This window comes from Sphingobacterium sp., assembly GCF_039596235.1.
Lineage (GTDB): Bacteria > Bacteroidota > Bacteroidia > Sphingobacteriales > Sphingobacteriaceae > Sphingobacterium.
This window is the reverse complement of sequence record NZ_JBCNKE010000013.1, coordinates 70,558-96,957: the sequence shown is the minus strand read 5'-3', so window position 1 is coordinate 96,957 and position 26,400 is coordinate 70,558. Positions and strand designations below refer to the sequence as shown.

At 40.7% G+C, this 26,400-nt stretch carries 21 protein-coding genes and 3 tRNA genes; 11 read left to right on the top strand and 13 right to left on the bottom strand.

Annotated features, from left to right (window positions below; genetic code table 11):
• Positions 1 to 216 precede the first annotated feature (216 nt).
• Positions 217 to 1,212 carry an acyl-ACP desaturase gene (locus tag ABDW32_RS22645; protein WP_077437471.1) on the bottom strand — a complete coding sequence of 332 codons (996 nt, stop codon included), beginning with the start codon at positions 1,210 to 1,212 and terminating at the stop codon, positions 217 to 219.
• A gap of 210 nt (positions 1,213 to 1,422) precedes the next feature.
• On the opposite strand from ABDW32_RS22645, the gene ABDW32_RS22640 reads away from it, so the two are divergent.
• Both ABDW32_RS22640 and ABDW32_RS22635 read left to right on the top strand, forming a co-directional pair.
• Positions 1,423 to 2,658, top strand: coding sequence for a cysteine desulfurase (locus tag ABDW32_RS22640; RefSeq protein ID WP_343566083.1), 1,236 nt, complete (start codon positions 1,423 to 1,425; stop codon positions 2,656 to 2,658).
• Between the two features lie 11 nt (positions 2,659 to 2,669).
• Positions 2,670 to 3,089 carry a SufE family protein gene (locus ABDW32_RS22635; protein WP_108636977.1) on the top strand — a complete coding sequence of 140 codons (420 nt, stop codon included), beginning with the start codon at positions 2,670 to 2,672 and terminating at the stop codon, positions 3,087 to 3,089.
• Between the two features lie 75 nt (positions 3,090 to 3,164).
• Here ABDW32_RS22635 and ABDW32_RS22630 read toward each other — a convergent pair whose 3' ends face one another.
• Genes ABDW32_RS22630 through ABDW32_RS22615 form a run of 4 tightly spaced genes read right to left on the bottom strand, consistent with a single transcriptional unit; the run spans position 3,165 to position 5,843 of the window.
• Positions 3,165 to 3,986, bottom strand: coding sequence for a VOC family protein (locus ABDW32_RS22630; protein WP_343566082.1), 822 nt, complete (start codon positions 3,984 to 3,986; stop codon positions 3,165 to 3,167).
• A gap of 28 nt (positions 3,987 to 4,014) precedes the next feature.
• Complete coding sequence (locus ABDW32_RS22625) at positions 4,015 to 4,944, bottom strand: DUF1801 domain-containing protein (RefSeq protein WP_343566081.1); 930 nt, start codon at positions 4,942 to 4,944, stop codon at positions 4,015 to 4,017.
• A gap of 10 nt (positions 4,945 to 4,954) precedes the next feature.
• The gene (locus ABDW32_RS22620; protein WP_343566080.1) at positions 4,955 to 5,383 is read right to left on the bottom strand and encodes a DUF1801 domain-containing protein; all 429 of its coding nucleotides are present in this window, start codon (positions 5,381 to 5,383) and stop codon (positions 4,955 to 4,957) included.
• 13 nt (positions 5,384 to 5,396) lie between these two features.
• The gene (locus ABDW32_RS22615; RefSeq protein ID WP_343566079.1) at positions 5,397 to 5,843 is read right to left on the bottom strand and encodes an SRPBCC domain-containing protein; all 447 of its coding nucleotides are present in this window, start codon (positions 5,841 to 5,843) and stop codon (positions 5,397 to 5,399) included.
• Positions 5,844 to 6,240: 397 nt separating this feature from the next.
• Here ABDW32_RS22615 and ABDW32_RS22610 point away from each other — a divergent pair, with 397 nt between their 5' ends.
• The gene (locus tag ABDW32_RS22610) at positions 6,241 to 8,139 is read left to right on the top strand and encodes an alpha-L-fucosidase (RefSeq protein ID WP_343566078.1); all 1,899 of its coding nucleotides are present in this window, start codon (positions 6,241 to 6,243) and stop codon (positions 8,137 to 8,139) included.
• Positions 8,140 to 8,220: 81 nt separating this feature from the next.
• Here ABDW32_RS22610 and ABDW32_RS22605 read toward each other — a convergent pair.
• Together ABDW32_RS22605 and ABDW32_RS22600 are read right to left on the bottom strand one after the other, a co-directional pair.
• A tRNA-Lys gene (locus tag ABDW32_RS22605) sits at positions 8,221 to 8,293 on the bottom strand.
• A gap of 278 nt (positions 8,294 to 8,571) precedes the next feature.
• A complete protein-coding gene (locus tag ABDW32_RS22600; RefSeq protein WP_077437464.1) occupies positions 8,572 to 9,525 on the bottom strand; it encodes an acetyl-CoA carboxylase carboxyltransferase subunit alpha in 954 nt (317 codons plus the stop codon).
• Between the two features lie 160 nt (positions 9,526 to 9,685).
• Between ABDW32_RS22600 and ABDW32_RS22595 the strand changes: the two genes are divergently transcribed.
• The 3 genes from ABDW32_RS22595 (at position 9,686) to chrA (ending at position 13,979) form a co-directional block, all read left to right on the top strand.
• Positions 9,686 to 11,869 carry a glucoamylase family protein gene (locus ABDW32_RS22595; protein ID WP_343566077.1) on the top strand — a complete coding sequence of 728 codons (2,184 nt, stop codon included), beginning with the start codon at positions 9,686 to 9,688 and terminating at the stop codon, positions 11,867 to 11,869.
• 96 nt (positions 11,870 to 11,965) lie between these two features.
• Complete coding sequence (locus tag ABDW32_RS22590) at positions 11,966 to 12,487, top strand: OmpA family protein (protein ID WP_077437748.1); 522 nt, start codon at positions 11,966 to 11,968, stop codon at positions 12,485 to 12,487.
• Positions 12,488 to 12,647: 160 nt separating this feature from the next.
• Complete coding sequence (gene chrA, locus ABDW32_RS22585) at positions 12,648 to 13,979, top strand: chromate efflux transporter (protein WP_343566076.1); 1,332 nt, start codon at positions 12,648 to 12,650, stop codon at positions 13,977 to 13,979.
• A gap of 35 nt (positions 13,980 to 14,014) precedes the next feature.
• Here the strand turns inward: chrA and ABDW32_RS22580 are convergent.
• From ABDW32_RS22580 to ABDW32_RS22570, 3 genes are all read right to left on the bottom strand, one after another.
• Positions 14,015 to 14,099: transfer RNA gene (locus tag ABDW32_RS22580), tRNA-Leu, on the bottom strand.
• Between the two features lie 5 nt (positions 14,100 to 14,104).
• Positions 14,105 to 14,177 (bottom strand) — tRNA-Gly (locus ABDW32_RS22575).
• Between the two features lie 112 nt (positions 14,178 to 14,289).
• Positions 14,290 to 14,778 carry a regulatory protein RecX gene (locus ABDW32_RS22570; RefSeq protein WP_343566075.1) on the bottom strand — a complete coding sequence of 163 codons (489 nt, stop codon included), beginning with the start codon at positions 14,776 to 14,778 and terminating at the stop codon, positions 14,290 to 14,292.
• 75 nt (positions 14,779 to 14,853) lie between these two features.
• On the opposite strand from ABDW32_RS22570, the gene ABDW32_RS22565 reads away from it, so the two are divergent.
• Together ABDW32_RS22565 and ABDW32_RS22560 are read left to right on the top strand one after the other, a co-directional pair.
• Complete coding sequence (locus ABDW32_RS22565) at positions 14,854 to 17,295, top strand: bifunctional UDP-N-acetylmuramoyl-tripeptide:D-alanyl-D-alanine ligase/alanine racemase (RefSeq protein ID WP_343566074.1); 2,442 nt, start codon at positions 14,854 to 14,856, stop codon at positions 17,293 to 17,295.
• 47 nt (positions 17,296 to 17,342) lie between these two features.
• Positions 17,343 to 17,942, top strand: a complete 600-nt coding sequence (locus ABDW32_RS22560; RefSeq protein ID WP_077437460.1) for a DUF502 domain-containing protein — start codon at positions 17,343 to 17,345, stop codon at positions 17,940 to 17,942.
• Between the two features lie 171 nt (positions 17,943 to 18,113).
• Here ABDW32_RS22560 and ABDW32_RS22555 read toward each other — a convergent pair whose 3' ends face one another.
• Entirely contained in the window at positions 18,114 to 19,013 is a 900-nt protein-coding gene (locus ABDW32_RS22555; protein ID WP_343566073.1) for a pirin family protein, read from the bottom strand.
• A 45-nt stretch (positions 19,014 to 19,058) separates the two neighbouring features.
• Between ABDW32_RS22555 and ABDW32_RS22550 the strand changes: the two genes are divergently transcribed.
• Positions 19,059 to 19,652, top strand: coding sequence for a hypothetical protein (locus ABDW32_RS22550; protein WP_343566072.1), 594 nt, complete (start codon positions 19,059 to 19,061; stop codon positions 19,650 to 19,652).
• Here the strand turns inward: ABDW32_RS22550 and ABDW32_RS22545 are convergent.
• Complete coding sequence (locus tag ABDW32_RS22545; protein WP_343566071.1) at positions 19,649 to 20,431, bottom strand: Cof-type HAD-IIB family hydrolase; 783 nt, start codon at positions 20,429 to 20,431, stop codon at positions 19,649 to 19,651. The genes ABDW32_RS22550 and ABDW32_RS22545 overlap by 4 nt on opposite strands.
• 188 nt (positions 20,432 to 20,619) lie before the next feature.
• Here ABDW32_RS22545 and dnaE point away from each other — a divergent pair, with 188 nt between their 5' ends.
• Complete coding sequence (dnaE, locus tag ABDW32_RS22540) at positions 20,620 to 25,038, top strand: DNA polymerase III subunit alpha (RefSeq protein WP_343566070.1); 4,419 nt, start codon at positions 20,620 to 20,622, stop codon at positions 25,036 to 25,038.
• A gap of 124 nt (positions 25,039 to 25,162) precedes the next feature.
• A complete protein-coding gene (trxA, locus tag ABDW32_RS22535; RefSeq protein ID WP_046671752.1) occupies positions 25,163 to 25,483 on the top strand; it encodes a thioredoxin in 321 nt (106 codons plus the stop codon).
• A gap of 469 nt (positions 25,484 to 25,952) precedes the next feature.
• Here trxA and rplI read toward each other — a convergent pair whose 3' ends face one another.
• Complete coding sequence (gene rplI / locus ABDW32_RS22530; RefSeq protein WP_077437455.1) at positions 25,953 to 26,396, bottom strand: 50S ribosomal protein L9; 444 nt, start codon at positions 26,394 to 26,396, stop codon at positions 25,953 to 25,955.
• Positions 26,397 to 26,400 lie beyond the last annotated feature (4 nt).

Here is a 26,400-nt window from a genome sequence, read left to right as displayed (position 1 = left end):
ATCATAAAATACATATATTTAGGTTTTATTGTATAATTGTATAGAATATGTATAAATATAACTTGGCGAAATAAGTGTTCCTAAAGCAATCGTTGTAGAATACCTTTGCTTTCTGGAAGCATATCTGCTCGGAAATGTGGAATGACTAGCATTTTGCTGCATTGGGGAAGGAGCCATAAACAAAAACGCTTGACTTTTTCTGGTCAAGCGTTTTTGTTATCCGTAAATCCATTTGAATTTATATTCTTTTTCAGGCACCTTCATACGATCCGCCAATCTTGCTAGACGGTCCGGTAATTTTAGCAGATAATCTCTTGCTTTTTCACCCTGATCATTTAGTCCCGAAACCTGATCGATCTTCCATTCATTATTAAGTTCTTTCAGGATATCAACATAATCTAATGCAGTATATACGCCTAATCGCTGTGCAGCATCCGAGAAATGTGCAAAGGCCTCACCTTGGGGTTCGCCTGCTTCCCTTAAAAACTGCGCTGGCATAACAATTTTCTTGCGCATCATATCTTCAAACGCAATCATCACTTCGCTCGGATCTACGGTCATGGCTTTTGAAATGAAAGACATATATGCCTTTGCATGACGAGCTTCATCCGAAGCAATGACGCCACACATCTTCGCCAAAAGCTTATCGCCACTTTTTTTAGAAAGTCCTGATACCCGCCGGTGGGATACGTTGGTTGCAAGTTCCTGGAATGAAGTATATATAAAGTTGCGGTAGGGATCAGCTCCGGTGCCGATATCGAATCCATCTTGGATCAAATACTGTGTCGACATCTCAAACTGACGCATATCTATTCTGCCTGATAGATAAAGATATTTGTTCAATAGGTCTCCGTGACGGTTTTCTTCGGCAGTCCATGCACGAACCCATTTCATCCATCCACCTTGTTCGTTTTTATCGACATCCTCAACCATGGTCAACCAGGACTCATAGGTAGGAAGGGCCTCTTCGGTAATTGTGTCACCAATCAATACTGCGACCAAATCATACGATAGTTCTTTGGCACTTTCCTGTAAATCTCGTATTTCCTCAAAAAAAGTATCCCTTGAAGCGTCTGGAAGGAAATCAGCAGGTTGCCACATTTCTTCTACAGGCTTCAGGTATTCGCTCATTTCATTTAACATGAAAGGCTCCAAGTAGGCCATCACTTCTTTACGTGAGCCTTCTGGTAAATTTAGAGGTAATTCTTGCATATCAATACAAAGGTAAATAAATAGCAGCAATAAATTATAAAAGCAGAATAGAATTGTTTAAAATGGCAAAGGATGCGTAGAAGGGCGCGCTTTTGTCATATTAAGTCATGTTTATTTTGGTTGATCATTATACCCAGATGATTGATAATGACATAAAAAACAGATTGTCGGCCCTGTATTCGATAAAATACTATTAACTTTGTATAAATTATGGAGACGACTTTGGAAAAATATCATATAGATAAAATACGCGCGGATTTTCCTATTCTAAAAAGACAGGTAAATGGCAAACCTTTGGTGTATCTGGATAACGGTGCAACAACGCAGAAACCGACAACGGTAATTAATGCTATCGCACATTATTATACGGATATGAATAGCAATGTACACCGTGGGGTTCATTACCTAAGCCAGATATCGACAGATGCTTTTGAGGTAACCCGTAAAAAGCTTCAATCTTTTATCAATGCTCCTGAAGACAGGCAGGTGATTATCACCAAGGGTACAACAGATAGTATCAACTTGGTAGCTACCTGCTATGGTAGAGCATTTATCAACGCTGGAGATGAAATTATTATTTCTGCGATGGAACACCATTCGAATATTGTTCCTTGGCAGATGCTATGTGATGAAAAAGGCTGTAAGATCCGTGTTATTCCAATGAATGATAAGGGGGAGCTCGATATGGATGCCTATCGGAAACTGCTGAACGAAAAGACGAAGCTAGTTGCCGTAACTTATGTCTCCAATGCATTAGGTACGATCAATCCTGTAAAGGAGATTATCTCGATTGCACATCAAGGAGGAGCGGTGGTATTGGTGGATGCTGCGCAAGCTGTCCAACATATACAGGTTGACGTGCAGGATCTTGACGTTGATTTTTTAGTTTTCTCCGGACATAAAATGTATGGCCCCACAGGTGTCGGTGTGTTGTATGGTAAGGAAGAACTCTTAAACGCAATGCCTCCTTATCAAGGTGGTGGGGATATGATCAAAGAAGTAACTTTCGAAAAGACAACCTATAATGAATTGCCTTTTAAATTTGAAGCCGGAACTCCAAATATTGAAGCTGGAATCTGCTTGAATGAGGCGATTGACTATATCAATTCGATCGGCTTAAAAAATATTGAATCCTATGAGCATGAATTACTGGAATATGCACAGGAAAAATTAGCCCAGATTCCGGGAATGAAGTTTATAGGTACCGCAGATCAGAAATGTTCTGTGATTTCATTTATCATTGAAGGTACACATCCCTATGATGTTGGGGTAATATTGGATAAATTGGGTATTGCTGTGCGCACGGGGCACCACTGTGCACAACCTGTGATGGATCGCTTTGGTATCCCGGGAACGATCCGGGCTTCATTGGCACTTTATAATACAAAAGAAGAGATCGATATTTTGGTTGCCGGTGTTCAACGTGCAGTCAATATGTTGGTGTAATAAAAACGGTTATGACGATTAATGAAATACAAAATGAATTAATTGAGGATTTCGCTTTCTTTACGGATTGGATGGAAAAATACGAGTACATTATTCAGCTAGGGAAAGAGGTTCCTTTAATTGATGAGCAATATAAGACGGAAGAATATATTATTAAAGGCTGTCAGTCCAAAGTATGGCTGTACCCGGAGGTTAAAGACGGAAAAGTGTATTTTACAGCGGATAGTGACGCGATTATCACCAAGGGCTTGGTTAGCCTGATGGTTAAAGTACTTTCTGGGCATACGGCAAAAGAAATTGTTGATGCTGACCTGTATTTTGTGGATGAAATAGGTTTAAAAGAACACTTGTCGCCAACCCGTGCTAATGGCTTATTGTCGATGATCAAACAAATGAAATTATACGCATTGGCATTGCAAGTCAATGCCTAGCCGGCATAAATAAAGGGGATAATCACATCCCCTTTATTTATGCCGCTAAATGAGCACCGCCATTGTTTGGCGAGCTTATCCCAATAAATCTTTAATGATGATCTTATTCATTTTCATGAGTGCTTCTCCTGCACCTGGATTTTGAAGGTAGCTGGAGATCTGTGCCGGTACAATTTGCCAACTTACGCCAAATTCATCTTTACACCAGCCACAGCGACTTTCTTGTCCCCTTTGCGTAATGCGGTTCCAGTAATAGTCAATTTCTGCCTGATCTTGGCAGATGATGGTGAGGGAGATGCCTTCATTGAAAGTAAAGTTTTGTGTGACTCCGCTATCCATCGCCATTAAGGTAAACCCGTTGACAAGGAACTGGCTGTGTTGGATCTGGCCATCGTATTCACCTGTCGCGTAGCGCATGATGCCATTGCTATGGAAGTCTTTAAATAATTCCTCGTAAAACTTTAGTGCGGCTTCACATTTACCCTGCTGAGGGCCGCAATACATCAGTGTGGGAACAATTGCTTGCTGATTGGTGTCACTGACTTTACCTTGGTATAATTGCCAGTTTACACCATATTTATCCGCTATCCAACCATAATAAGGGCTCCAAGGATAGTTGTCTAAAGGCATTAATATACTACCATCCGGCGAAAATACATTCCAGATACGGTCAACCTCTTCTTTGGATTCGCAGATCACCATAAAGGATATGGACGGATTTGGTTTGAACATCGGCCCGCCGTTGATGCCGATAAATTTTACGCCATTGAGCTGCGCCTCGACAACAACCGGGGAATTGCCTGTGACTTGGCTGTTCGGGAAGGTCTGGCTATATAGATCAAAAGCTTCCTTCGCATTTTGATCAAACCAGATCGACGGTATAATTGAATTTTCCATGAGCGTCGATTTTTAAGTTAAAACTCACTTATTTATATTTATCATGTAATCCTTTTTTTGCGATAATCATGGGTTCGATTTTCTCTAACCGGGATAATTTGGTCTTTTCCTGTTTTGCTTCGTCGATATATTGGATGTATTCTTTTTGCCTTCCCGGTGTGAGGGCCTTGAAGTGATCATGAAATATCGGATCTGCCTGGAGCGCTTCCAAAAGCAGTCCAGAGGGAGGTATAAGCTCGCTTTTGGCTGGTTTAATTTCTTTTCCCTCGTCAATGGTTCGGATAGATTCCTGGATGTAAGCCTCGATTTTGGCGCTATCCATTTCGCTGACATCCCTAAAACGCCATTGTCGAAGTGCTTTGGTTTTGCCTTCGGAGGCGCTGACCAGAACATTTTCCTTATCTTCTAAAAATACACCATTATAGAACCAAAGGGAAAAGAAGTTTTTGAAACCACCCCATCCGATGACATTTTTCCCTTTGTGCGTGTAGATGTCACTACCCCATTTGAACTCTTTTTTTAATGGGATTTTGAGCATAATCTGTTGCATCAGCTCCTCGGCTTCGAGCCAATTTCCACGATTGATATGCCAATTGGGAGCTTGTTTATCCTTCAGCCTTTCGATGTTAAAGGCTACAATATCAAGAATGATTTTTTCGGGCAGGGGTTGGTCGATCGGGATCTGTATTGCGCCTTTTGAGGTTTTGAAACCTTTGAGCTGTGTGGCAAAATGCGCAATGGCGGCCGGGCCTGGATATATGCCGAGATGTTGTTTGTTCATTGCAAAATGGATCAGATTGCCGTTGTACCGAAATGTAGGCATCTGATAGGAAATGGTTTCTGTTGCTGCAGCTGGAACTGCTCCGGCAATCAGTTGCCGGACCTGAATGAGATAAGCTTTTTTGTCGCCTTCAAATTGGTCTATATATGCGTCAATTGTTGAAATGCTACTTGTCATAATCCTGCTTCTAATCTTTGATCCTGGTGTATTTCGTTGTTATAAATTGGATGGTCTGTTGCATTAATACGATCAGATACGCTGTATTGATATCACTCAGTTTTTTGATATAAATACAGGCTTTACCCATTTTAAATCTGCCTAGTTGTTCTAGGAATGACCGATGTTCCTCAAGGCCGGTATATACATAGAGTGAAATGGCCGCTTTACGAGGACTGAATCCGATTAAAGGTGCATATCCTTCATGTCCGCTAGGATATTTATAATAATATTGTCCAAAGCCAATAATGGATCCACCAAACATCTTTGGGGCTTCCTTTGAAACAGATTGCATCAGTTGTATCAGTTGGATACTATCTTCCCGCTTTTGCGTATCAGGTATTTCCTGAATAAAGTCATCGACACTTTTTTCGTTGTAGAAGGTTTTATTTGCTGTCATTTTTTTGACTCTATCAAAACATAAAATCAAACGCGCCCTTCCGAAGATTGATGTTATATTCGAGGTATGCCTTCATACAGGCGAGAAAGTTTGCCCATCCTTCGGTCTGGCGCATCATAATCAAAATCCCTTCCTTGTCGTTGTTCATTTCGTGTTCAGTAATTTTGACGACAGTGGATGCCTCTCCGTATGAAGATAAGCTGATTTCAACCAGTTGGTTTGCAAGTCCGCCACTCCAATCAAAGGAAATATACTTGTCTGGAAGAATTGTTTTTGCGGTTACCGGAAAACTATCCGGAAACTCCGGAAAAGTCCATTCTACGGTTTTTCCAGTTTCCAGGCGGCCTGTGGAGGACTTAATAAAATAGTGATTCATTTTATTGGGATCAACTATGGCTTCAAAAACTTCATTGATGGGTTTTTGAATCTGAATACTTGCTTTTGCGGTTAGCTTTTCCATATTTTGAATTTTAGACAAATATTATATAAATACCAATAGCTTGTATCAGTTTAGCATAAAAATAATCAAAACCGGTGTAGGAAGATGCGTGTAAAGATGCTGTTTTGTATTTGCTTATTGCTCCCTCCCGAAATGCCATCGCTGCCTGCCAATGGGGGAAACGTGGTCGGTAGGCTTATTGTTTATGTGTCCTTAAGTTTATAATATAAAATAAACATCGCAGAGGCGAATAGGTTTTATTTTTTTGACTTTTAATTGTTTTTACCCCAAATTGAACAAAAAATGCACCCTATCGCTCGTTTTTTGAGCTATTTTTGATACCATTACAATTTTTCTGTTGAGCTATTGCCTTCCTTTGCATGTTAGTTCAGCTATTAAAATAACGAAATCGAAACTTATGATAAAAAGGTATTACCTTATTTTAATGCTTTCAATCACTGTCATGGCTGCAATGGGACAGGTTCATAATGCCAATAAGGGAAATGAAGCCGCAGATATGTTTAATGACCCGGGAACAAGAGATAGGAACGCGATCGCTGAGGCGGAATCCGGTTGGTGGAAAGCGTCATTTGCTGGTCAGGGACAGCGTATCAAAAAATGGAAGGAAGCCGCTTTTGGCATGTTTGTCCACTGGGGCGTTTACTCGCAATATGGTAATATATGGAAGGGCAAAAAAGGAGGTGGCTATGCCGAACATCTTATGCGTGTCATGCAGATTCCGCGTCAGGAATACCTGGACTCGGCGGCAAGATTTAATCCCGAAAAATTTGATGCGGAGGAATGGGTGCTTCTGGCGAAAAATGCAGGCATGAAATACTTTATCATCACGGCCAAACATCATGACGGTTTTGCGCTATATCCATCTCGGTATTCGAGTACTTATTCTGTCAAGAGCACGGCTTTCAAACGGGATCCATTGGCGGAACTTGCACATGCCTGCCGCAAACATGGTTTGTTATTTGGATTTTACTATTCCCACGCTTTTGATTGGGAGCATCCTGATGCTCCCGGCAATGACTGGGATTACGCTAATCCGGGCGGAGATAAGCTATTGGGAGGAGCAAACTGGTTTGACAACCATCCCGAATGGTTGCCCAAGGCACAGCGCTATGTGGATGAAAAAGCTATTCCCCAGATAAAAGAGCTGATCCACCAGTACCGGCCTGATCTGCTATGGTTTGATACACCGCATAAGCTGCCTTTGTCAGAAAATCTAAGGATCCTGAAAGCGATCTGGGATACTGATCCATCGATTGTTGTCAATGGGCGGTTAGCGCGGACAGCAGAAAAGAATTACGGTGATTATTTAAACACTGCTGACCGCCCTGAAGAGTTTTATCCTGTTGCTAAAGGTGCTAATTGGGAAGCGATTCCGACAACCAATGACTCATATGGGTATTCGTCAACGGACGCGAACCACAAACCAACGGCACATTTTATTCAATTGCTGGCGAAGGCGAAGGCCATGGGAGGAAATATTTTATTGAATATAGGCCCCAAAGGAGATGGTAGTATTGATGCACCTGATGTGGCTATCTTAAAGGGAATAGGCGGATGGATGACAAAAAATAAAGCGAGTGTTATTGGCGTTGAACCTGCTCCGCTACCGCGTCAACAATGGGGGGTGATTACAAAAAGAAAGGATATATTGTATCTGCATGTATTCAATAAACCAAAAGGAGGACAATTGACTGTGGGCGGTCTTACTGCTGCGGTCAAATCCATCTCTTTATTGTCTTCAAAGAAGAGCATTAAAGCATACACTTCAGATGCCATAGGGCTTCATATTCCATTGGATCAAATAGCCGCTGATTCAGCAGATGAAGTTATTGTCGTCCGGTTAAAAGAAGATAATATTGTTCCTGAGACCAATGATCTGATTTATGTGGATGCACATCGTGCCGAAAATCGATTATTGACTTTCTATGCAAAACAGTATGGGCAACCGATGAAGTTTGGAGACGGTAAAAGAGATCGTTATTATGTGTCCGGATGGAAAAGTAGTAATCAATATCTTGGATGGAATATCGATGTATTGGAGCCAGCGCAATTTGATGTTGTCATACGCTACGTTAAAGATGTGGAAAATACAGGTGGGGATATGGTATTGGAGATTGGTGGAAAAACATTGGATTTTTCAATTGATCCCGCATCAGCTACAAGTGGACGGGGAAACTCGCTTAAGCTTGGGCGGATAAACTTGCCGTCCGGAAAACAATCCGTGCAACTGCGTGCAAAAAATATTGTAGGCGTGGAGGCGGTGAAGTTTTTGGAAGTTATCCTAACGCATGATTAAAAATAGCCGATGAGGTGGAAAAGGGGGATCCTTAATATCGTTAAAACAAAAAAAGCTAATCTTACGATTAGCTTTTCTTTGTGATCCCGCTGGGATTCGAACCCAGGACCCATACATTAAAAGTGTATTGCTCTACCAGCTGAGCTACGGAATCCTTTCTGTTTTTGAAAGTGATGCAAAGGTATGAAAAGATGTGATTGTGTCCAAATCTTTTTGTTGTTTTTGTTTAAATAATTTATAACGATTTATAAATTACCTGTTTATTTTTCTTGACCGTCGGGTTTGTCCTTTGAAACATGATGGATTCGATTGTAAATCGAGCGATTTTGATCAATTCTTTTTTGTACTTTTTGCATTCGGAAGTCAGTTAAAATGAAAAAAGTCGGCATGGGCTGCCAACTTTTTTTATTTTGAGGAATAAAGGAAGCAACATTATTCTGTCACAACACCCATATTACTGAATTTGTCAATGCGTTCTTTGACCAATGTATCGCTGTCTTTCGCTGTCAATTCGGCCAAATCTTTCAATAATTGTTCTTTCAGATTTGCCGCAGCCTGTGCTGGATCTTGATGGGCACCACCCAATGGTTCAGGAATGATACCATCTATCAAACCATTGCTTAACATATCGCTCGAGGTCAATTTCAATGCTTCTGCTGCTTTTTCCTTGTGATCCCAGCTTCTCCATAAGATGGAAGAACAAGATTCTGGAGAAATAACGGAATACCAGGTATGCTCCATCATATATACACGGTTACCTACTCCGATACCCAAGGCGCCACCCGAAGCACCTTCGCCGATAACCACGCAGATGATCGGAACTTTAAGTACGGCCATTTCCATAAGGTTGCGTGCAATAGCTTCACCCTGACCGCGCTCTTCAGCTTCCAGCCCTGGGTAGGCCCCCATAGTGTCGATCAGCGTAATGACTGGTTTATTGAACTTTTCGGCCATTTTCATCAAGCGCAATGCTTTACGGTAACCTTCCGGATTAGCCATACCAAAATTATGGTATTGACGCTCTTTGGTATTTTTACCTTTCTGATGACCAATGATCATAACGGGATTACCATCGATGGATGCCATACCGCCCACAATCGCTTTGTCATCTTTTACCGTACGGTCACCATGCAATTCGATAAATTCATCGCAGATTGCTTCGATATAATCATAGGTCTGTGGACGATCTGGGTGACGCGACATTTGAACATTCTGCCATCCTGTTAAATTGCTGTATATTTCTTTTTCCGTAGAGGCAAGTTTTTCCTCAAGTTCACGAACGGTTGCGCTCATATCAACTTGAGTTTTTTCGGCAACCTGTGTTACCTTTTCAATCTGCAATTGCAAATCTGCAATTGGCTTTTCAAAATCAAAAGTGGTTTTCATATATCTATTTTATGAAAATATTCAGAGGGCTAATTTAGCGCATTTTTTCCGAAATTAAAATTTGAGCGTAGAATATCATTGGAAATCCTTTGTTACATTTGCGTTATAATCATTGGGGTGGCTTAGTTTTTGATTGTAAGCCTGTGAAAAATGTTGACTTATGCTGAAAAAATACTTTTACTTTCTTTTTCTGTTGATTTTACCCATACTCGCCAAATCGGAAAGCTATCCGGAGGTGCTCTTTGATAATAGTATAATCAATGGAAGTTATGCGCGAAGCATGGCGCATTACAATGGGGAGTCCTGGATCCAGAATGTGAATCATAGTCTTCCAGTTTCGGACAGCTTGTTTTTTACACCTGGAAATTCGCTTTCCCTACGTTACGTTTCTTCTCCAAATGGTACATGGGAGGCTGGGATATTATGTGATAAGCAAAAATTTCAGTATATGATCGCGAAGGATGATCATTTAACCTTTAAACTGTTTGTCCAAAGTAATACCGAAAAAGGACAGTTGCCTAAAGTTGCCCTGCAACAAAACGATGTACGTAGCACTGCCTTGGATATTGCGCATTATATTGAAGATTTTGCCTATGATACCTGGCTTAATGTTTCTATCCCCGTGTCGAAATTTGAAGGAATTACCATTGGTAAAGCCGTATCCTCATTACTGTTGGAACAAAATGGAACAAGCACAACTACACATCAGCTTTTTATAGATCAAATAGAGTTTCTGCCAAAAAATTACCCAAAAGTAAAACTGTCGTCAGCAGCGATTTTATCTAAAATAGGTTCGGTAGATAAACAGGTTGAACTGGTATGGCAACTGCCGTTAACTCCAAGCATCCGCTATGTGAAAATTTATAGATCAGAGGATAAACTGAATTTTCAGCCAATTGCAATTTTGCCGGTCTATGTGCAGAAGTGTCTCGACCGGGTGAATGAGTATAATAAGCATTATTATTATAAAATAGCATGGGTTGACTACAACTATGTAGAGTCGCCATTTTCGGAAGTAAAAGAAATACAGACCAAAAAAGGGACGGATGCTGAGATGCTGAGTTTTATTCGGAATGCGCACGTCAATTATTTTATTGATAATTACGACGTAAATAGTGGTATGTATCTTCCTGACCGCGGAAATAGACAGGCTATCGTTTCAACCAATGAAACAGGCTACGCCATTTTGGGGCTACTTGTTGCCGCTGAAAATCAACTCATATCCAGACAGGCTTTATTGTCGCGGATGACACGGATGGTGAAATTCCTGGGAGCGGCGCAGAATCATCAGGGTATTTTTACTGCTTTTTATGATGGAAGACTGGGTGTGCCTTATTATCGGGATTCTGTACCAACCTACGATGTTAGAGGAACTTCACATTTGATGGAATCGTTGCTAATTGCCCGTGAATATTTTGATAAGGATGATCCGCAGGAGCAGTCCTTACGAAAATACATTACAAGCTTGTGGGAAAGAATCAATTGGAGCTATTTTACCGACCGAAATAATGCAGATGTCCTCTGGAACAAATGGTCACCTATTGATAGTACGGCAAGATCGCGTCCATTGGGCGGGTTTAACGAGAGCCTAAGTACTTATCTGCTGGCGATGTCTTCTCCTACACATCCTTTAGCGGCGTCAGCCTATATGAATGGATTCGCAACCAAACATGCAGATGTAATGGATTTTGGAGATGAGTTGAGTCCTTTGGCTACCGAAATAAAAACGAAATTAAATGATTCAATCGCGCGATCTATAAGTAACAACCCACTGATCGGTAGTGGCTGGGATACACCTGCCTCTATTTATTCAGATGATAAGGTGATCTTCGCGAAGAATATCGCCGGAGGCAATCTGACAGAATCACTGATGTCAGTTTATCGGCCGTTCTTAATCATGGATCCTAAAGGAAAAGTGGATAATTTTGTGGATTATAAAAAGTATCTGTCGGATTATATACTAGCCTATAAGCGAAGGGACAATGAATTGAATATCGGGACGAGGTTTACGGATATTTGGGGTGTTGAACATATAGACAATTTTGGTCAGGGATATCTTGTCAATCCGGCCATTTCAATTGCTTCCTATCCATTTGAAAGGGAGGTCGGCCTAAAGGCCTTGCGCAAATTTTACGAAGAATATGCCGATGTGCTATTTACCCAGTATGGATTCAGGGCATGGATAGACCTGAAAAACAATGATGTTTCTGAAAACTACCGGGCAAGGAATCAGGCGACAATTGCCGTAATGCTCGAAAATGCCAATTCGGGAATGATCTGGAAGTTGTATGAAAGGATTCCTGAGATTAAAAAGACATTGGATAGCGTTTATTTGAAGAAATAGATTTGTTACGATGCTGTATAAGGAAAAGAAGCTCCTTTTTGGAGTTTTTTCCTTATATTTACCATGCTTAAATCGACAATAAATACGTTAAAAACGATGCTTAGAAAAATTAATTTGGGACTACTCGCGTTGTGCGCAAGTTTATCATTATTTTCTTGTAAACAACAGGCTATTGTAGTTAATCCTGGCGCTGTTGTCACAAAAGATGGGACTGATGATGGTCTGAAAAATGTGAAAAAAGATTTTAATGATGCGAAAAGGACTGAGGAGGGGATTAAATTCAGTATTTCATCCGATCTATTGTTCCCGACAAATTCTTCCTATCTGTCTGAAAAAGCAAAAGCTGAAGTAAGTAAGCTGGCCGTAATTTTGAATGAGAATACCAATAAAATTAAAGTTGATGGTTATACGGATGCGACCGGTACAGTCGAATATAATCAATGGCTTTCAGATAAACGTGCTGCATCTGTGAAGAAGTTTCTGGTAGATTCGGGGGTAAAGGAATCCCGTATTACCGCTAAGGGTTTTGGTCAGTCAAATCCTGTGGGCGATAATAAAACCCCAGAAGGACGTCAGAAAAACAGAAGGGTGGAAGTGACCATTTTGGACAAAAAATAATATTATCAGGGCTTTTTCCTGAAGTGAAAGCGATATGTTCGTAGAATGTATCGCTTTTTTTATGCCTATGGCGGACGCGGTAAGTATCATGTTGTACATGCGCAGGAGGACTGCTCCCCTAGGTACAATCACAATGATCAAAATAGCATTTTAAATAGTTTTGGAAGAAAAGATATCGGTTGAAAGAAATGAATTACATGCTCCGGATTTTGGAGAAGCGCTCCGGTTTTGGTTTGTACTGGGCTGGATAAGTTTTGGAGGAACAACAGGGCATATCACCCTGATGCATGATTTTCTGGTGGACAGGAAAAAGTGGGTAAGCAACAAGAAGTTTTTTCAGGCGCTTAACGCCTGTATGTTGCTGCCGGGGCCAGAGGCACATCAGTTGACCATTTATCTCGGCTGGAAATTGCATGGTCTTAAAGGCGGAATATTGGCCGGCTTATTCTTTATTTTGCCTTCTTTGCTGATCATCTTCGGACTTAGTCTGCTGTATGTGTACTTTGGTAATTCCACGTTTCTTGTCGCACTATTTTCGGGGTTGAAGCCTGCTGTGTTGGCCATTATATTATTCGCAACATATAAGGTAGGTCAAAAATCATTACAGAGCAAATGGCATTATCTCGTGGCTCTAATGGCATTCTTACTTTCTTATTTTGTTGGCGTACCGATGCCTTGGATTATTCTGGCTGTTATTATCGGGGGCTTCGGTCTTTATTTCTTAACATCGAAGGAAATCAATCTTAAATCTGATCAGGGAGAAGCGGAAGATGCCGAAGGGGATTATCCCGTTAATTCGTTGGAAAAGGTGCCGCCCATTTCTATCCCTAAGATTGGCCTGCAGTTACTTATATTTTTCCTGTTATGGTTATGCCCTTTTACTGTCCTCTACCTGTTTATGCCAGATTCGGCATTTTGGAAAGAACTTTCTTTTCTATTTACGAAGTCGGCTTATCTTACTATCGGCGGGTCTTATACTGTGATACCTTATGTCGCTGGTCTGGTCACGGAAAATTTTCTTTGGTTGACAAAAACGCAAATGATCGATGGTTTTGCTTTGGCCGAAACAACACCGGGACCGCTAGTCATCGTATTGACTTATGTGGGATTTATGGCTGGATTTAACCATTTTGACCATTCCTATGTCATGGCTTCAGTAGGTCTGATGGCAACGGCCTATTTTACTTTTTTGCCAAATTTTGCGTTGATTTTCGTCGGGGCTCCCCTGATCGAACGGTCTCAAAAGAATAAAGCCGTTCAATATGTGCTTTCTTTGGTCACAGCTGCGGTAGTGGGGGTAATCGTTAATTTGGCTTGTTATCTGGGACAGGGGATTTTATTTCCCAATGGATTTGGCCTGTTGGAATTGGACTGGAAAGCATTGCTCTGGGTAGCTGTTTCACTTTTTTTATTGTATGGCTATCGCATTGGAATGTTACAACTTATCCTTTTGAGTTTGCTGTATGGGGGCTTGCTTTATCTGTTGTCATGAAACAAGAAAAGCCCATCGCGAGATGAGCTTTCTTGTACCTAGGGCGGGAATCGAACCCGCACTCCCTTAACGGGAACAGGATTTTAAGTCCTGCGTGTCTACCAGTTCCACCACCTAGGCAGGTGAGCGAAAAACGAGATTCGAACTCGCGACCCCAACCTTGGCAAGGTTGTGCTCTACCAACTGAGCTATTTTCGCATGGAATTTTTATTTCAACTTTAAAAAGAACCTCGTGTTCCTTTTTGGTGATGCAAATATAGAGCGAAAATTTAATATTGCAAAATATTTGTTTACTTTATTTTGTTGTTTTTTATAACTCCTTTGAATTCAGTATAGAAAAAATTAAATCGCTTTCAAATCCCCTGGACAAGGCAAATTGATAGACTTTGTTCCTAATAGTGAATGAATCCTTACCGTTGATTTCCCGAATTTTTTTGTCAATTATACTTTCCAATATCGTCTCATATTCATCGGGGTCGATCTGCCTGAATGCAATTTTTATCAATGGTTCGGAAACCCGTTTCCCTTTTAAAGCCTGCTTGATTTTGATTTTACCCCATCCTTTCATTCGGAGCTTGCCCTGACAATAGGCTATTGCAAAACGTTCCTCATTTAAGAAATTTTCTGCTATTAAATTTGCGATAATATTTTCGACATCGGCCTCATGGAGTCCCCAACCGTAAAGTTTGTCCCGTACTTCCTGCTGGGATCTTTCCTGGTAGGCACAATAGCTTTCGGCCTTTAGCTGAGCCTGACGCGGTGTTAGGATCTTCCTGTTTTTTTTATCTTCCTCGAACATATTGTCAAAATTTCAAAAATAATATGAAATAACTAAAAAAATGTTCAGTTTTGATCCAATCAAAATATCAGGAGAATGTATAAAATATCGGAAATCGTCCAGATTTTACACCCTAATCGCACATTTATCACCGATCCCAATTCTTTAGTTCAGCACTTATTCTACGATAGCCGGAAGATCGTTCAGGCAGATAATGGTGTGTTTTTTGCGCTCCAGAAGAGCAGGGATGGCCATCATTATATCAAAGAGGCTTATGATAAGGGCGTAAGAAATTTTGTGCTTCAGATGGATGAGGAACAGGAACTGGTATTTCCGGACGCGAATTTGATCTGGGTATCGGATAGCCTCCAGGCTATGCAGTTATTGGCAGCTTTTCATCGGCAGAAGTTTAATTTTCCGGTGATAGGAATCACCGGTAGCAATGGAAAGACCATCGTCAAAGAATGGCTATATCAGCTGATGTCTCCTGAATATAAGATCTACCGTAGCCCCAAAAGCTACAACTCACAATTAGGCGTTGCACTTTCATTATGGGGCTTATCAGATCAGTATAATTTGGCGATTATCGAAGCGGGCATTTCGGAGAAAGGCGAAATGGTAAAGCTGGAAAATATGATAAAACCAACAATAGGCCTGCTAACGAATATAGGGGTGGCTCACAAAGCTGGTTTTGAATCGAAGAATGAAAAGATCTATGAAAAAATAAACCTGTTTAAGGACGTTGAAACAATGATTTTTCCGAACCGTTATCTGGAAGATATTCAATTGCCTTATAGACCCCGAAAGTTTTCATGGGGATTTGATGAAGGACTTTCATTAGAGGTTTATTCGCTCAAGCAGGTCGACGATAAGTATACCGTAGCAACACTTTTTTATGCCGGGCGGACATTTGCTGTTGAAGTGCCTTTTGTGGATAAAGGGAATGTGGAAAATGCCATCAACTGCGTTGCGGTTATGTTGCGTTTTGGCTATGAAAAAGAGGTGATCGCATCGAGAATAAAAGAACTGCAGCCTGTTGCCATGCGGCTTGAGCTGAAAAAAGGGAAAAAAAATAGTTCGATTATTGATGATTCTTACAGCAACGATTTGGATGCTTTGCAGATCGCGCTTGAATTTTTAAATCAACAGGGGCAGCATCCCCGAAAAATCTTGATCTTGTCCGATATACCGGGAGTGAATATAACGGACGAGAAAAGTCTGTCAAAATTAAAGCGCTTACTTTCTGAATACCGTTTAGACAAACTGATCCTGATCGGGGAGATTCTACCCCAGGTGGCCGGTCAATTTGATGTTCCTTCGGTGTCTTACCCGAGCACAACGGCATTTTTGGAAGATATTAAGGCTATTCAATTTGAGGATTCAACTATTTTATTAAAAGGGGGGCGAGAATTCCACTTTGAACGAATCAGTAGCTTGTTGGTTGCTAAATCACATGATACGGTGCTCGAGATCAACCTGAATGCCATGGAAAATAATCTGAATGTCTATCGTCAGCTGTTGCCAAAACAGGTGAAATTGATGTCGATGGTCAAAGCATTTTCTTATGGCAGTGGTAGTTTTGAGATCGCGAATCTTTTACAGTTCAATAGGGTAGATTACCTGACTGTTGCATTTGCCGACGAAGGGGTCGATCTGCGGGGAGCGGGAATAACATTGCCTATCGTTGTGATGAGTCCAGATGAAAATACGTTTGAATCAATCGTTCAGCATCATCTTGAACCTGAAATTTATAGCTTCAGAGTGCTGGCTTCATTTCTGAATTATCTTAAAGGGCGCGGAATTTCATCTTTTCCGATTCATATCAAAGTGGACACAGGAATGCATCGTTTGGGGTTTATGCCTGACGAAGTAGATAAGCTGATCGCAGCACTAAAGGCCGACTCGATACTACAAGTCAAGTCCGCATTTTCCCATTTGGCCTCCGCGGGAAATAAAGAGGATAACGCTTTTACCCAACAGCAGATAGATCTTTTGGATCAATTTACCAAACGTCTTGAAGAAGGCCTTGGCTATTCGTTCTTACGGCATATTGCTGCAACTTCAGGGATCGAACTATGGCCGCAGGCCTATTTTGACATGGTTCGACTGGGAATTGGTTTATATGGTATCGATATCGAACGACATGATCTTCCGCTTAGGGAGGTCAGCAGCTTAAAGACCAATGTGACGCAAATAAAATACTTGCCTGCGGGAGAGACGGTAGGCTATAATCGGCACGGCATCTTGCATCGGGACAGCAAAATAGCGACAATAAAAATTGGTTATGCAGACGGTTATGACAGGCGTTTTGGAAATGGCGTGGGTAAAATGATGATCAATGGTTTTCTTGTATCGACTGTGGGAGATATCTGTATGGACATGTGTATGCTTGACGTGACAGATATCGAAGTAGCAGAAGAAGACGAAGTGATTGTTTATCCTGATATTAAGCGCGCTGCCAAATCTATCGGAACGATTCCTTACGAACTGTTAACGAGTATTTCACAGCGGGTAAAAAGAGTATATTTTTATGAATAATAAAGGATATTCTGCATTTTTGTATATAAATATTTGATTTCTAATTCATGTTTGGCAAATTATTCAGGGGATTTATTAATTATCTCATTCGGGGTATCCTCGTCGTTGTACCTTTGGCTGGTGCAGTTTTTCTAATTGTATGGATTTTTGCATCGATAGACTCTGCGCTTAATCTGACTGAACATTTTTTGGAGGATGAAAAAGGTCATCCATTATATATTCCCGGAATTGGTATCTTGACTGTGATTCTGATCCTTGTTCTTGCAGGAGTGATATTTACTAATTTTGTGACTGATCCGATTAAAGTGTGGATCAACCATCAGATCAAAAGAATACCGCTTCTGAATACCTTATATACTTCGATCAAAGATTTTACGGAAGCATTCGTAGGTGATGCTAAAAAATTCAATGAACCTGTGTTGGTGACCGTAAATGAATACGGGTTGAAAAAAATAGGATTTCTGACACAGCATGATCTAAAGAAGATTGGACTGGAGGACGAGGTGATGGTTTATTTTCCTTATTCTTATTCTTTTGCAGGTCAGGTTGTTATCATTAGTGCAGACAAGGTTCGTAAATTGGATATGTCGCCAACTGATGCCATGAAACTTGTTGTTTCCGGTGGTGTTAGTGGGATAGAACATTAATGGAACAGATCGTAAGGAGCCATGAATCTTTACAGAAAGTAAATAGAATCCTCCATTGAAAATTGAATAGTTGAAAAAACATTGGCGGGGATATAAACAAAATAAAAAAATAGGGTAGCTGACTTTTTAGTTACCCTATTTTTATGCCATTCAACCAAGGGTTATGCTGTTTTAAGCTTTCTTTTGCCCTAAAGTCGGATTTACGGGAGGAATGGGGATGTAACCATCATCTCCGGGAACTTTAGGAAATTCATGTTGTTCCCATTTAGCCCTGGCGATTTTGAGCGTCTCAATGTCCGAAGCCACAAAGTTCCAGTCGATATAACGTTGTTCGGGGAAAGGCTCGCCGCCAAAGATGTAGACGGAGGTGCCAGCTTTGATTTCGAATTCACATAACTTGGCATCTTTAGCAACGAGGATTTGTTTCGGCCCAAATTCCTGACCTTCGGCATATACTGAACCATGAAGGATATATAGACCGCTTTCTCCGTAGAGGTGTTCGCCCAATTTAATGGTGCTGTCTTTGTCAGCTTTAATTTCAATAAGATACAAGGGACTATATACGGGAACTTCTGAACGATGATTGCTAATCTGCCCTGCGATCAGGCGATAGTTTACACCATCTTCGGTCCAATGTGGAAGCTGAGGCTCTTCAATGTGAACAAAATTTGGTTCCATCTGTTCCAGATCCTTTGGTAATGCGACCCAAATCTGTAAACCATGTAGTTTATGAGGTGTAGATCTTAGATAGTCGGGAGTTCGTTCAGAATGGGTTACACCTTTTCCGGCAGTCATCCAGTTTACCGCTCCAGGTTTTATTTCGACTTCATTTCCGAGACTATCGCGGTGCATGATACTTCCTTCGAAGAGGTAAGTCAATGTTGATAATCCAATGTGGGGATGCGGAGCAATATCCATGAACTGAGGATCGGAGATCGTTTCAGGTCCCATATGGTCAATAAATATAAACGGACCGACCATCCTTTTTTGTCTGAAAGGAAGGAGTCTTCCTACCAGGAAATTGCCTATATCTGCGGCTCTTTCTTCAATAACTATTGCGATATTTGACATAATGTTTCCTTATTTTTGTGTGTCTAATCTAGAGCAATTTAAGAAATGTCAAGTATAATTGATCGCATTCTACGTAAAAAGTCTGTAAGAAACGAGGCGGCCCTGGCTCTGTCCGATAGACTGTCATTTGGCAACAGTCAGATAGATCATTTTCTTATGGAAACGATTTTAGGCGAAGAGGCTGTACCGGAATATCGACTATTTCAAAAAAAGTTGTTGCTACTGCAGCCGGGAACCTGTCATGCAATGAAAGTCGAACTAGACCTATTGAACCAATATTTCGAAATTGTCAAAAGATTGATGCCCGCGGGTTTCTCCCTAAAATGGGAAAATCGTTTTCAGCCGGAAAATGAAGTGACGGTACCCGCACTTCTACTTTTTCCGATGATACAAAATGCAGTTGCAAACGGATATCACAGCATGTCGTCACATCCGATCCGAATCCGGCTCTCGGGATCGTCCAAAATCATGTTATTTGAAGTGAGCCACCGCATGAATCATTATCTGGATGGCCAATTTAAGCATACGTTAATAGCGGATTTTCAGGGCCGACTGGAATATCTTTTCCCCGAACGGCATAGTTTGCTATTGAATAGCAATAGCAATACCTGTCGTGCGACACTCAGCATTCGCTTCTAGAGAATACCGAAATGTTTTAACGCATTCCAAATGCCATTATTATCTACGTCGTCGGTGATATAATCGGCGATTTCTTTTACCTCGGGGTTCGCATTTCCCATGGCAATACCAATCTGTGTATGGGCGAGCATGGTAATATCATTGCCGCCATCACCGAATGACATGGTTTCTGAAAGTTCAATGCCATAATGTTCTAAAAAAACATCGATACCTACTTTTTTGCTTTGGCCCATCGGGTTAACATCGGCAAAAATAGGCGTCCACCGGGAGGCGACGGAATTGGGCATAACGTTTTCCATAAAGGCAGCTTCTTCTTCCGGATGGATAAAAACATTGATCTGCATGACCGATTCTAGATCAAAGTTATCTTCGTAATTACGTATAGGAGGCGTTTTTACATTCACCTGTTGATACATTTTTAATACCTCGGGTGTGACCTGATTTAAGGAGATTTCTTTTTCGGACATAAATGAAAAAGTAAGCTCGGGATGCTGTTTTGCATAATCAAGTAATGAGCGGATGTCCTTTTTGACGATGTTATTTTTATAAATAACCTGTTCGTCTTTGGTAACACAATAGCCACCATTAAATGTTATAAAACCGTCGAAATCAAGATAGCGGATATGTCCCAATTGATTGAAGGAACGGCCGGTTGAAACGAAGACTTTTATATTTTTTTCTTTTAGTAATCGAAATGCTTGTTGTGTGGAGTCGGGGACCTGATGCGTTTTGAAACTTAATAGTGTTCCGTCTATATCAAAAAAAATCGCTTTAATCATAGAAATTGGAGTCAGATTCAAATATAACAAATAACTGGGATAGTGTGGTTAGTACAATATTAAATAGCTGCTATTATTTTTCGCAAAAATCTGACATAATCTTCTCTAAGAATTTCGTAAATTTCAAGTTCAAATAAATGTAAATATGTTTACATTTAATCTATTGTATTAAAGAGGTTTAGAGATTTATGTATATTATTTTCGATACGGAGACGACGGGTTTGCCTAAGCGTTGGGACGCGCCAATTACAGATACGGATAATTGGCCACGTTGTATACAGCTGGCCTGGCAGATTCATGATGAGATGGGAAATTTGGTCGAACATCAGGATTTTTTGATCAAGCCTGATGGATTTGATATACCTTATGATTCTGAAAAAATACATGGCATATCCACTGCATTGGCGGAGGAGCAGGGTGTACCCTTGCAAGTTGCTTTGGAGAAATTTAATACTGCATTAAACCGGGCAAAGTTTGTGGTCGGACAGAACATTGGTTTCGACCTCAATATTATGGGCTGTGAATTTTATCGTTATGGTGTGGAATCTAAAATGGCCAGCATGCCAGTTTTGGATACCTGTACCGAGGTGACGGCAGAACTATTGAAAATTCCCGGCGGTCGTGGTGGTCGATATAAGTTGCCCAATCTGACTGAATTGCACTCCTACTTATTTGGGGTTCCATTTGCGGAGGCCCATAATGCGACTGCCGACGTGGAGGCGACAACACGCTGTTTTCTGGAGTTGGTCAGAAGAGAAGTCTTTACAGCGGAGGAGCTACAGGTTGACACTGGCTATTTCGTTGATTTCAAAACGAATAATCCGGGTCCCGTCCCTACTGCCGGACTTAAACATATTAACCTAAAGGCGGCTTCTGAAGAGATCAGAAAACGGGCTGAACCGGATGACGTTCGCGTTGTCGTAGATGCAAATACGTTATCAGCGTTTAAGGAAGCAAAATTTGCCCACTTACATAATCATTCGCAATTTTCTATTCTACAGTCAACAATGTCATATGACAGGTTGGTCTCGGCAGCAGTAAAAGATAACATGCCCGCTGTTGCGCTTACCGATCACGGTAATATGATGGGGGCATTTGAATTCGTTTCGAGGGTTATAGGGCATAATAAAGATGTGGAGGCGCAAAATGCTGAAGCCATTGCCAATGGACAGGAGCCTACAGGTCAAATTCTAAAGCCTATTGTGGGCTGTGAATTCTTTGTTTGTGAGGATCATAAAGATAAGACCAGAAAGGATAATGGTTATCAGGTTGTTTTTCTGGCTAAAAATAAACGGGGTTATCATAATTTAGCCAAGTTGGCTTCTTTTGCATATACAGCAGGTTTCTATTACGTCCCTCGTATAGATAAAAACCTTATTCTACAGTATAAGGAAGATGTGATTGTGCTTTCAGGAAATCTTCAGGGTGAGATACCTAGCAAGGTGCTGAATATAGGTGAAAATCAGGCAGAGGAAGCTTTGCAATGGTGGAAAGAGCATTTTGGAGAAGATTTCTATCTGGAGTTGATGCGGCATGGACAGGAAGATGAGGACCGGGTAAATCAAACCTTATTGAAGTTTGCCCGCAAATACGATGTTAAAGTTGTTGCTACCAATAACACATATTACGAGAAAAAAGGGGATGCCCATGCGCATGATATCCTTTTATGTGTAAAGGATGGCGAGAAGCTTTCGACGCCTAAAGGTAGGGGAAGGGGCTTTCGGTTCGGATTGCCGAATCAGGAGTATTATTTTAAATCTTCTGATGAAATGAAGGCGCTGTTCCAAGATCTGCCCGAAGCGATTATTAATATACAGGAGATCGTGGATAAGGTAGAGATCTTCAAATTGAACCGGGACGTTTTGTTACCTAAATTTGATATACCAGAGGAGTTCCAGGTTGCCGAGGACAATGAAGATGGCGGAAAAAGAGGGGAAAATAAATATCTTGCCCACTTGTGTTATGTTGGTGCTGAAAAACGTTACGAAGAGATAACGGCTGATATTCGGGAAAGGCTGGACTTTGAATTGGCAACGATTGAAAAAACAGGATATCCCGGATATTTTTTGATTGTACAGGATTTTATTGCTGCTGCACGTGACATGGGGGTCTCCGTTGGCCCGGGCCGGGGATCAGCAGCAGGGTCTGCTGTTGCGTATTGTCTAGGTATTACGAATATTGACCCCATCAAATACGATTTGCTATTTGAGCGTTTTCTAAACCCCGATCGTGTTTCCATGCCCGATATTGATATTGACTTTGATGATGAAGGGCGTGGTCGGGTCATGCAGTATGTAATCGATAAATATGGTGCCAGCCAGGTGGCTCAGATCATTACCTATGGTACAATGGCTGCCAAGTCTTCGATTAAAGATACAGCCCGCGTGCTGGATCTGCCTTTGGGAGATGCCAATGAAATTGCCAAATTGATCCCCAACCTGAAGCTGTCCAAAATCTTTACATTGGATGATGCTGGCTTAAAGGAGAAGTTGCGAGCAGAAGAGATCGAGGCTGTCAATCGCTTAAAGTCAATCGCTGATGGTGCTGGTCTCGAGGCCGAAACGATTCGTCAGGCGCGCGTATTGGAAGGTTCTGTCCGCAATACAGGGATTCATGCCTGTGGTGTGATAATCACTCCGGATGATATTACCAATTTTGTCCCCGTGTCTTTGGCTAAGGATTCCGATCTGTATGTGACGCAGTTTGATAACCACGTTGTAGAAAGTGCCGGTCTATTGAAAATGGACTTTTTAGGATTGAAAACCCTGACGCTTATCAAGGATACTGTTGAGAATGTTAAGTTAAGTCATGGTATAATTTTAGATCCCGATAAATTTCCAATAGACGATGTCCTGACTTACGAGCTCTTCCAGCGCGGTGAGACTATTGGTGTATTCCAGTATGAATCTCCTGGGATGCAAAAGTATATGCGGGACCTAAAGCCAACTGTATTCGCCGATTTAATTGCGATGAATGCCTTATACCGTCCGGGACCAATAGAGTATATTCCAAGTTTTATTAAACGTAAACATGGGATTGATCCTATTGTTTACGACTTGGACGCTTGTGAGGAATATTTAAAGGAAACGTATGGGATTACAGTATATCAAGAGCAGGTAATGCTTTTATCCCAAAAACTGGCGGGGTTTTCCAAAGGTGATGCCGACGTTTTGCGTAAAGCAATGGGTAAGAAGCAGAAAGCGGTGCTTGATAAAATGAAGCCTAAGTTTATAGCACAGGCAGAAGAGCGAGGTCATAATGCAAAAGTGCTGGAGAAAATCTGGACTGACTGGGAGGCTTTTGCCAGTTATGCATTCAATAAATCGCACTCCACCTGTTATGCATGGGTGGCTTATCAGACGGCTTATTTAAAGGCACATTTTCCGGCCGAATATATGGCTGCAGTACTTTCCAATAATATGAATGACATCAAGCAAGTGACATTCTTCATGGAGGAATGTAAACGCATGGGCTTGGAGGTACTGGGGCCAGATGTAAATGAATCTTACTACAAATTTACGGTCAATGAACGCGGAGCAATCCGCTTCGGTATTGGTGCTGTCAAGGGAGTCGGTGCCGGCGCGGTGGATGCTATTGTTCAAACAAGGCAATCGGGATTGTATAAATCTGTTTTTGATATGGCTAAACGGATAGACTTACGGGCTGTCAACAAAAAAGCTTTTGAGAGTTTAGCCTATGCCGGAGGTTTTGATAGCTTTGAAAATACGCATCGCGCGCAGTATTTCCATTCCGAGGATAATTCCACAGGGATGGAGAAGGCAATCCGATTTGGACAACGGTATAAAGAGAATCAAAACTCTGCTCAAGCCAGCTTGTTTGGTGCCGGTGAAGCGGCCGAATTGCCAGAGCCTGTCCTGGCACCTTGTGCGCAGTGGGGACTGATTGAGAAACTAAAATACGAAAAAGATGTTATCGGTATATACCTGACAAGTCATCCGTTGGATACCTATCGATTTGAGATCGAGCATTTTTGCCATAATCCCGTGTCTGATCTCTCGCTGATCAATAAAGTAAAGGCTGCAGAGGTAGATGAGGAAACATTGCTTGAATTTAACCGTATCAAAAACAAAGAACTGGTCATTGGAGGAATTATAGCATCGGCAAGTCATCGCCTGACTAAAAATGGAAAACCATTTGCTTCTTTTATTATCGAAGATTACAGCGATTCTTATGACATGGCTGTATTTGGTGAAGAATATGTGAAGTTGAAAGGATATTTACAGGAGGGATATTTTGTCCAATTACGCGGATTGGTTCAGGAACGTTTTAGACAGGTCGGAAATTGGGGCTTTGAGTTGAGAAGCGTGCAATTGCTTTCCGAGCTCCGTGAGAAAATGGCAAAGAGTTTTACAATTAATATTCCTTTGCCCAAGCTGAATGAGGAGTTTCTCGCTGGGATTAAGGATATATTGGCGCAGAATGAAATTGAAGGGGTAGTGCCAAATTGTCAATTGAAATTTAAAATCTGGGATCCTCAGGATGAAATATCTGTCGAAATGCCAGCTAAAAGTCTGAAGATAAACCTTACAAATGAGTTTTTGGACTGTATAGATAAGTTTGAGGGGATTAATTATCGATTGAACTAATTTGGATTAGATTTTGTGTAATTAAGATTACAAATACATTGACAGTTGTTACTATCTTTGTTTATTGATTTTAGCAATTAAGTAGTATCATAAATATAACTTCGGTTTATAAAATTAAAAGATTATGGCATTAGAAATTACAGATAGCAACTTTGAAGAAGTTGTTTTGAAAGCGGACAAACCCGTATTAATTGATTTTTGGGCAGAATGGTGCGGTCCTTGTCGTATGGTTGGTCCTGTTGTTGAAGAATTAGCTAAAGATTACGAAGGTAAGGCTGTGGTAGGGAAAGTAAACGTAGATGAAAATCCAGAAATTTCAGTTCGTTACGGAATCCGTAATATCCCCGCGTTATTGTTCTTCAAAAATGGAGAAATTGTTGATAAACAAATCGGAGCAGTTCCAAAGTCAGTTTTGAATGAGAAATTAGAGAAACAATTGGCTTAATTAATTGTTTTTTTATAAAAGACCTGGAATATTCTTATTTCAGGTCTTTTTTTTTGTTGTTATTTTTTCTTTTTGTCATTTATTTCTATTGTTTGCTTTATATTTTATGTTGGTTTGAGTTTATTTAAGGTATTTTGGTGTTTTTGTGTTGATTTTTTTTGGTTTATTTTATGTTTTTTATACTTTTTATAAAAATTTATTGATTTTATTTTGATAATCGGATATTTTTTACTTCTTTTGGGTATGAAAACGAAATAAAATCACGGTTTTTTGAATTTTATATGTTTTATTTGTGGTTTTCTGTTAATAATTTGATATATAATAAGATTTTTCCCTTTCAAATACCCTAGATTATGCCTCGCGTTGTTCTCAGCAGCGCGAGTTTTTTGTTTTTGGAGGTAAGACAACATAAAAAAAGCGGCTATCCATTTGGGATAGCCGCTTTTTTATATCGTACTGAATAATTTGATTACTCAGCGATTACTTCGAAAGGAACTTGAACTTTAACTTCTTTATGTAAGTTTAAGTTAGCGATGTATTCACCCAATTCTTTAGGCTCAACCTCGAATGTAATACGACGACGATCTACGTCAAAACCTTTTGCTTTCAATGCATCAGCAATTTGGATGCTATTTACTTTACCGAAGATTTTACCAGACTCACCTGCTTTAGCGCCGATTGAAAGTTTTACAGCTTCCAATTTACCAGCTAATTCAGTAGCATCTTTTTTGATTTTCTCTTGTTTGAACTGAGCTTGTTTGATGTTCTCAGCTAAAACTTTTTTTGCAGACTCAGTCGCTTGGATAGCAAATCCTTGTGGGATTAAGTAGTTACGACCGAAACCTGGTTTTACATTAACGATATCGTTTTGCTCACCTAAGCCTTTGATATCTTGTTTTAAAATTACTTCCATTTTC

Excerpts from the sequence above, each read along its gene's own strand:
- dnaE (WP_343566070.1), top strand. The coding sequence starts at position 20,620 with ATGTATATTATTTTCGATACGGAGACGACGGGTTTGCCTAAGCGTTGG.
- ABDW32_RS22635 (WP_108636977.1), top strand. The coding sequence starts at position 2,670 with ATGACGATTAATGAAATACAAAATGAATTAATTGAGGATTTCGCTTTC.
- ABDW32_RS22555 (WP_343566073.1), bottom strand. The coding sequence starts at position 19,013 with ATGTCAAATATCGCAATAGTTATTGAAGAAAGAGCCGCAGATATAGGC.
- ABDW32_RS22610 (WP_343566078.1), top strand. The coding sequence starts at position 6,241 with ATGATAAAAAGGTATTACCTTATTTTAATGCTTTCAATCACTGTCATG.
- ABDW32_RS22620 (WP_343566080.1), bottom strand. The coding sequence starts at position 5,383 with ATGACAGCAAATAAAACCTTCTACAACGAAAAAAGTGTCGATGACTTT.
- ABDW32_RS22565 (WP_343566074.1), top strand. The coding sequence starts at position 14,854 with ATGTATAAAATATCGGAAATCGTCCAGATTTTACACCCTAATCGCACA.
- ABDW32_RS22560 (WP_077437460.1), top strand. The coding sequence starts at position 17,343 with ATGTTTGGCAAATTATTCAGGGGATTTATTAATTATCTCATTCGGGGT.
- ABDW32_RS22615 (WP_343566079.1), bottom strand. The coding sequence starts at position 5,843 with ATGGAAAAGCTAACCGCAAAAGCAAGTATTCAGATTCAAAAACCCATC.
- ABDW32_RS22590 (WP_077437748.1), top strand. The coding sequence starts at position 11,966 with ATGCTTAGAAAAATTAATTTGGGACTACTCGCGTTGTGCGCAAGTTTA.
- ABDW32_RS22630 (WP_343566082.1), bottom strand. The coding sequence starts at position 3,986 with ATGGAAAATTCAATTATACCGTCGATCTGGTTTGATCAAAATGCGAAG.
- ABDW32_RS22645 (WP_077437471.1), bottom strand. The coding sequence starts at position 1,212 with ATGCAAGAATTACCTCTAAATTTACCAGAAGGCTCACGTAAAGAAGTG.
- ABDW32_RS22640 (WP_343566083.1), top strand. The coding sequence starts at position 1,423 with ATGGAGACGACTTTGGAAAAATATCATATAGATAAAATACGCGCGGAT.
- ABDW32_RS22545 (WP_343566071.1), bottom strand. The coding sequence starts at position 20,431 with ATGATTAAAGCGATTTTTTTTGATATAGACGGAACACTATTAAGTTTC.
- trxA (WP_046671752.1), top strand. The coding sequence starts at position 25,163 with ATGGCATTAGAAATTACAGATAGCAACTTTGAAGAAGTTGTTTTGAAA.
- rplI (WP_077437455.1), bottom strand. The coding sequence starts at position 26,396 with ATGGAAGTAATTTTAAAACAAGATATCAAAGGCTTAGGTGAGCAAAAC.
- ABDW32_RS22625 (WP_343566081.1), bottom strand. The coding sequence starts at position 4,944 with ATGACAAGTAGCATTTCAACAATTGACGCATATATAGACCAATTTGAA.
- ABDW32_RS22600 (WP_077437464.1), bottom strand. The coding sequence starts at position 9,525 with ATGAAAACCACTTTTGATTTTGAAAAGCCAATTGCAGATTTGCAATTG.
- ABDW32_RS22570 (WP_343566075.1), bottom strand. The coding sequence starts at position 14,778 with ATGTTCGAGGAAGATAAAAAAAACAGGAAGATCCTAACACCGCGTCAG.
- ABDW32_RS22550 (WP_343566072.1), top strand. The coding sequence starts at position 19,059 with ATGTCAAGTATAATTGATCGCATTCTACGTAAAAAGTCTGTAAGAAAC.
- ABDW32_RS22595 (WP_343566077.1), top strand. The coding sequence starts at position 9,686 with ATGCTGAAAAAATACTTTTACTTTCTTTTTCTGTTGATTTTACCCATA.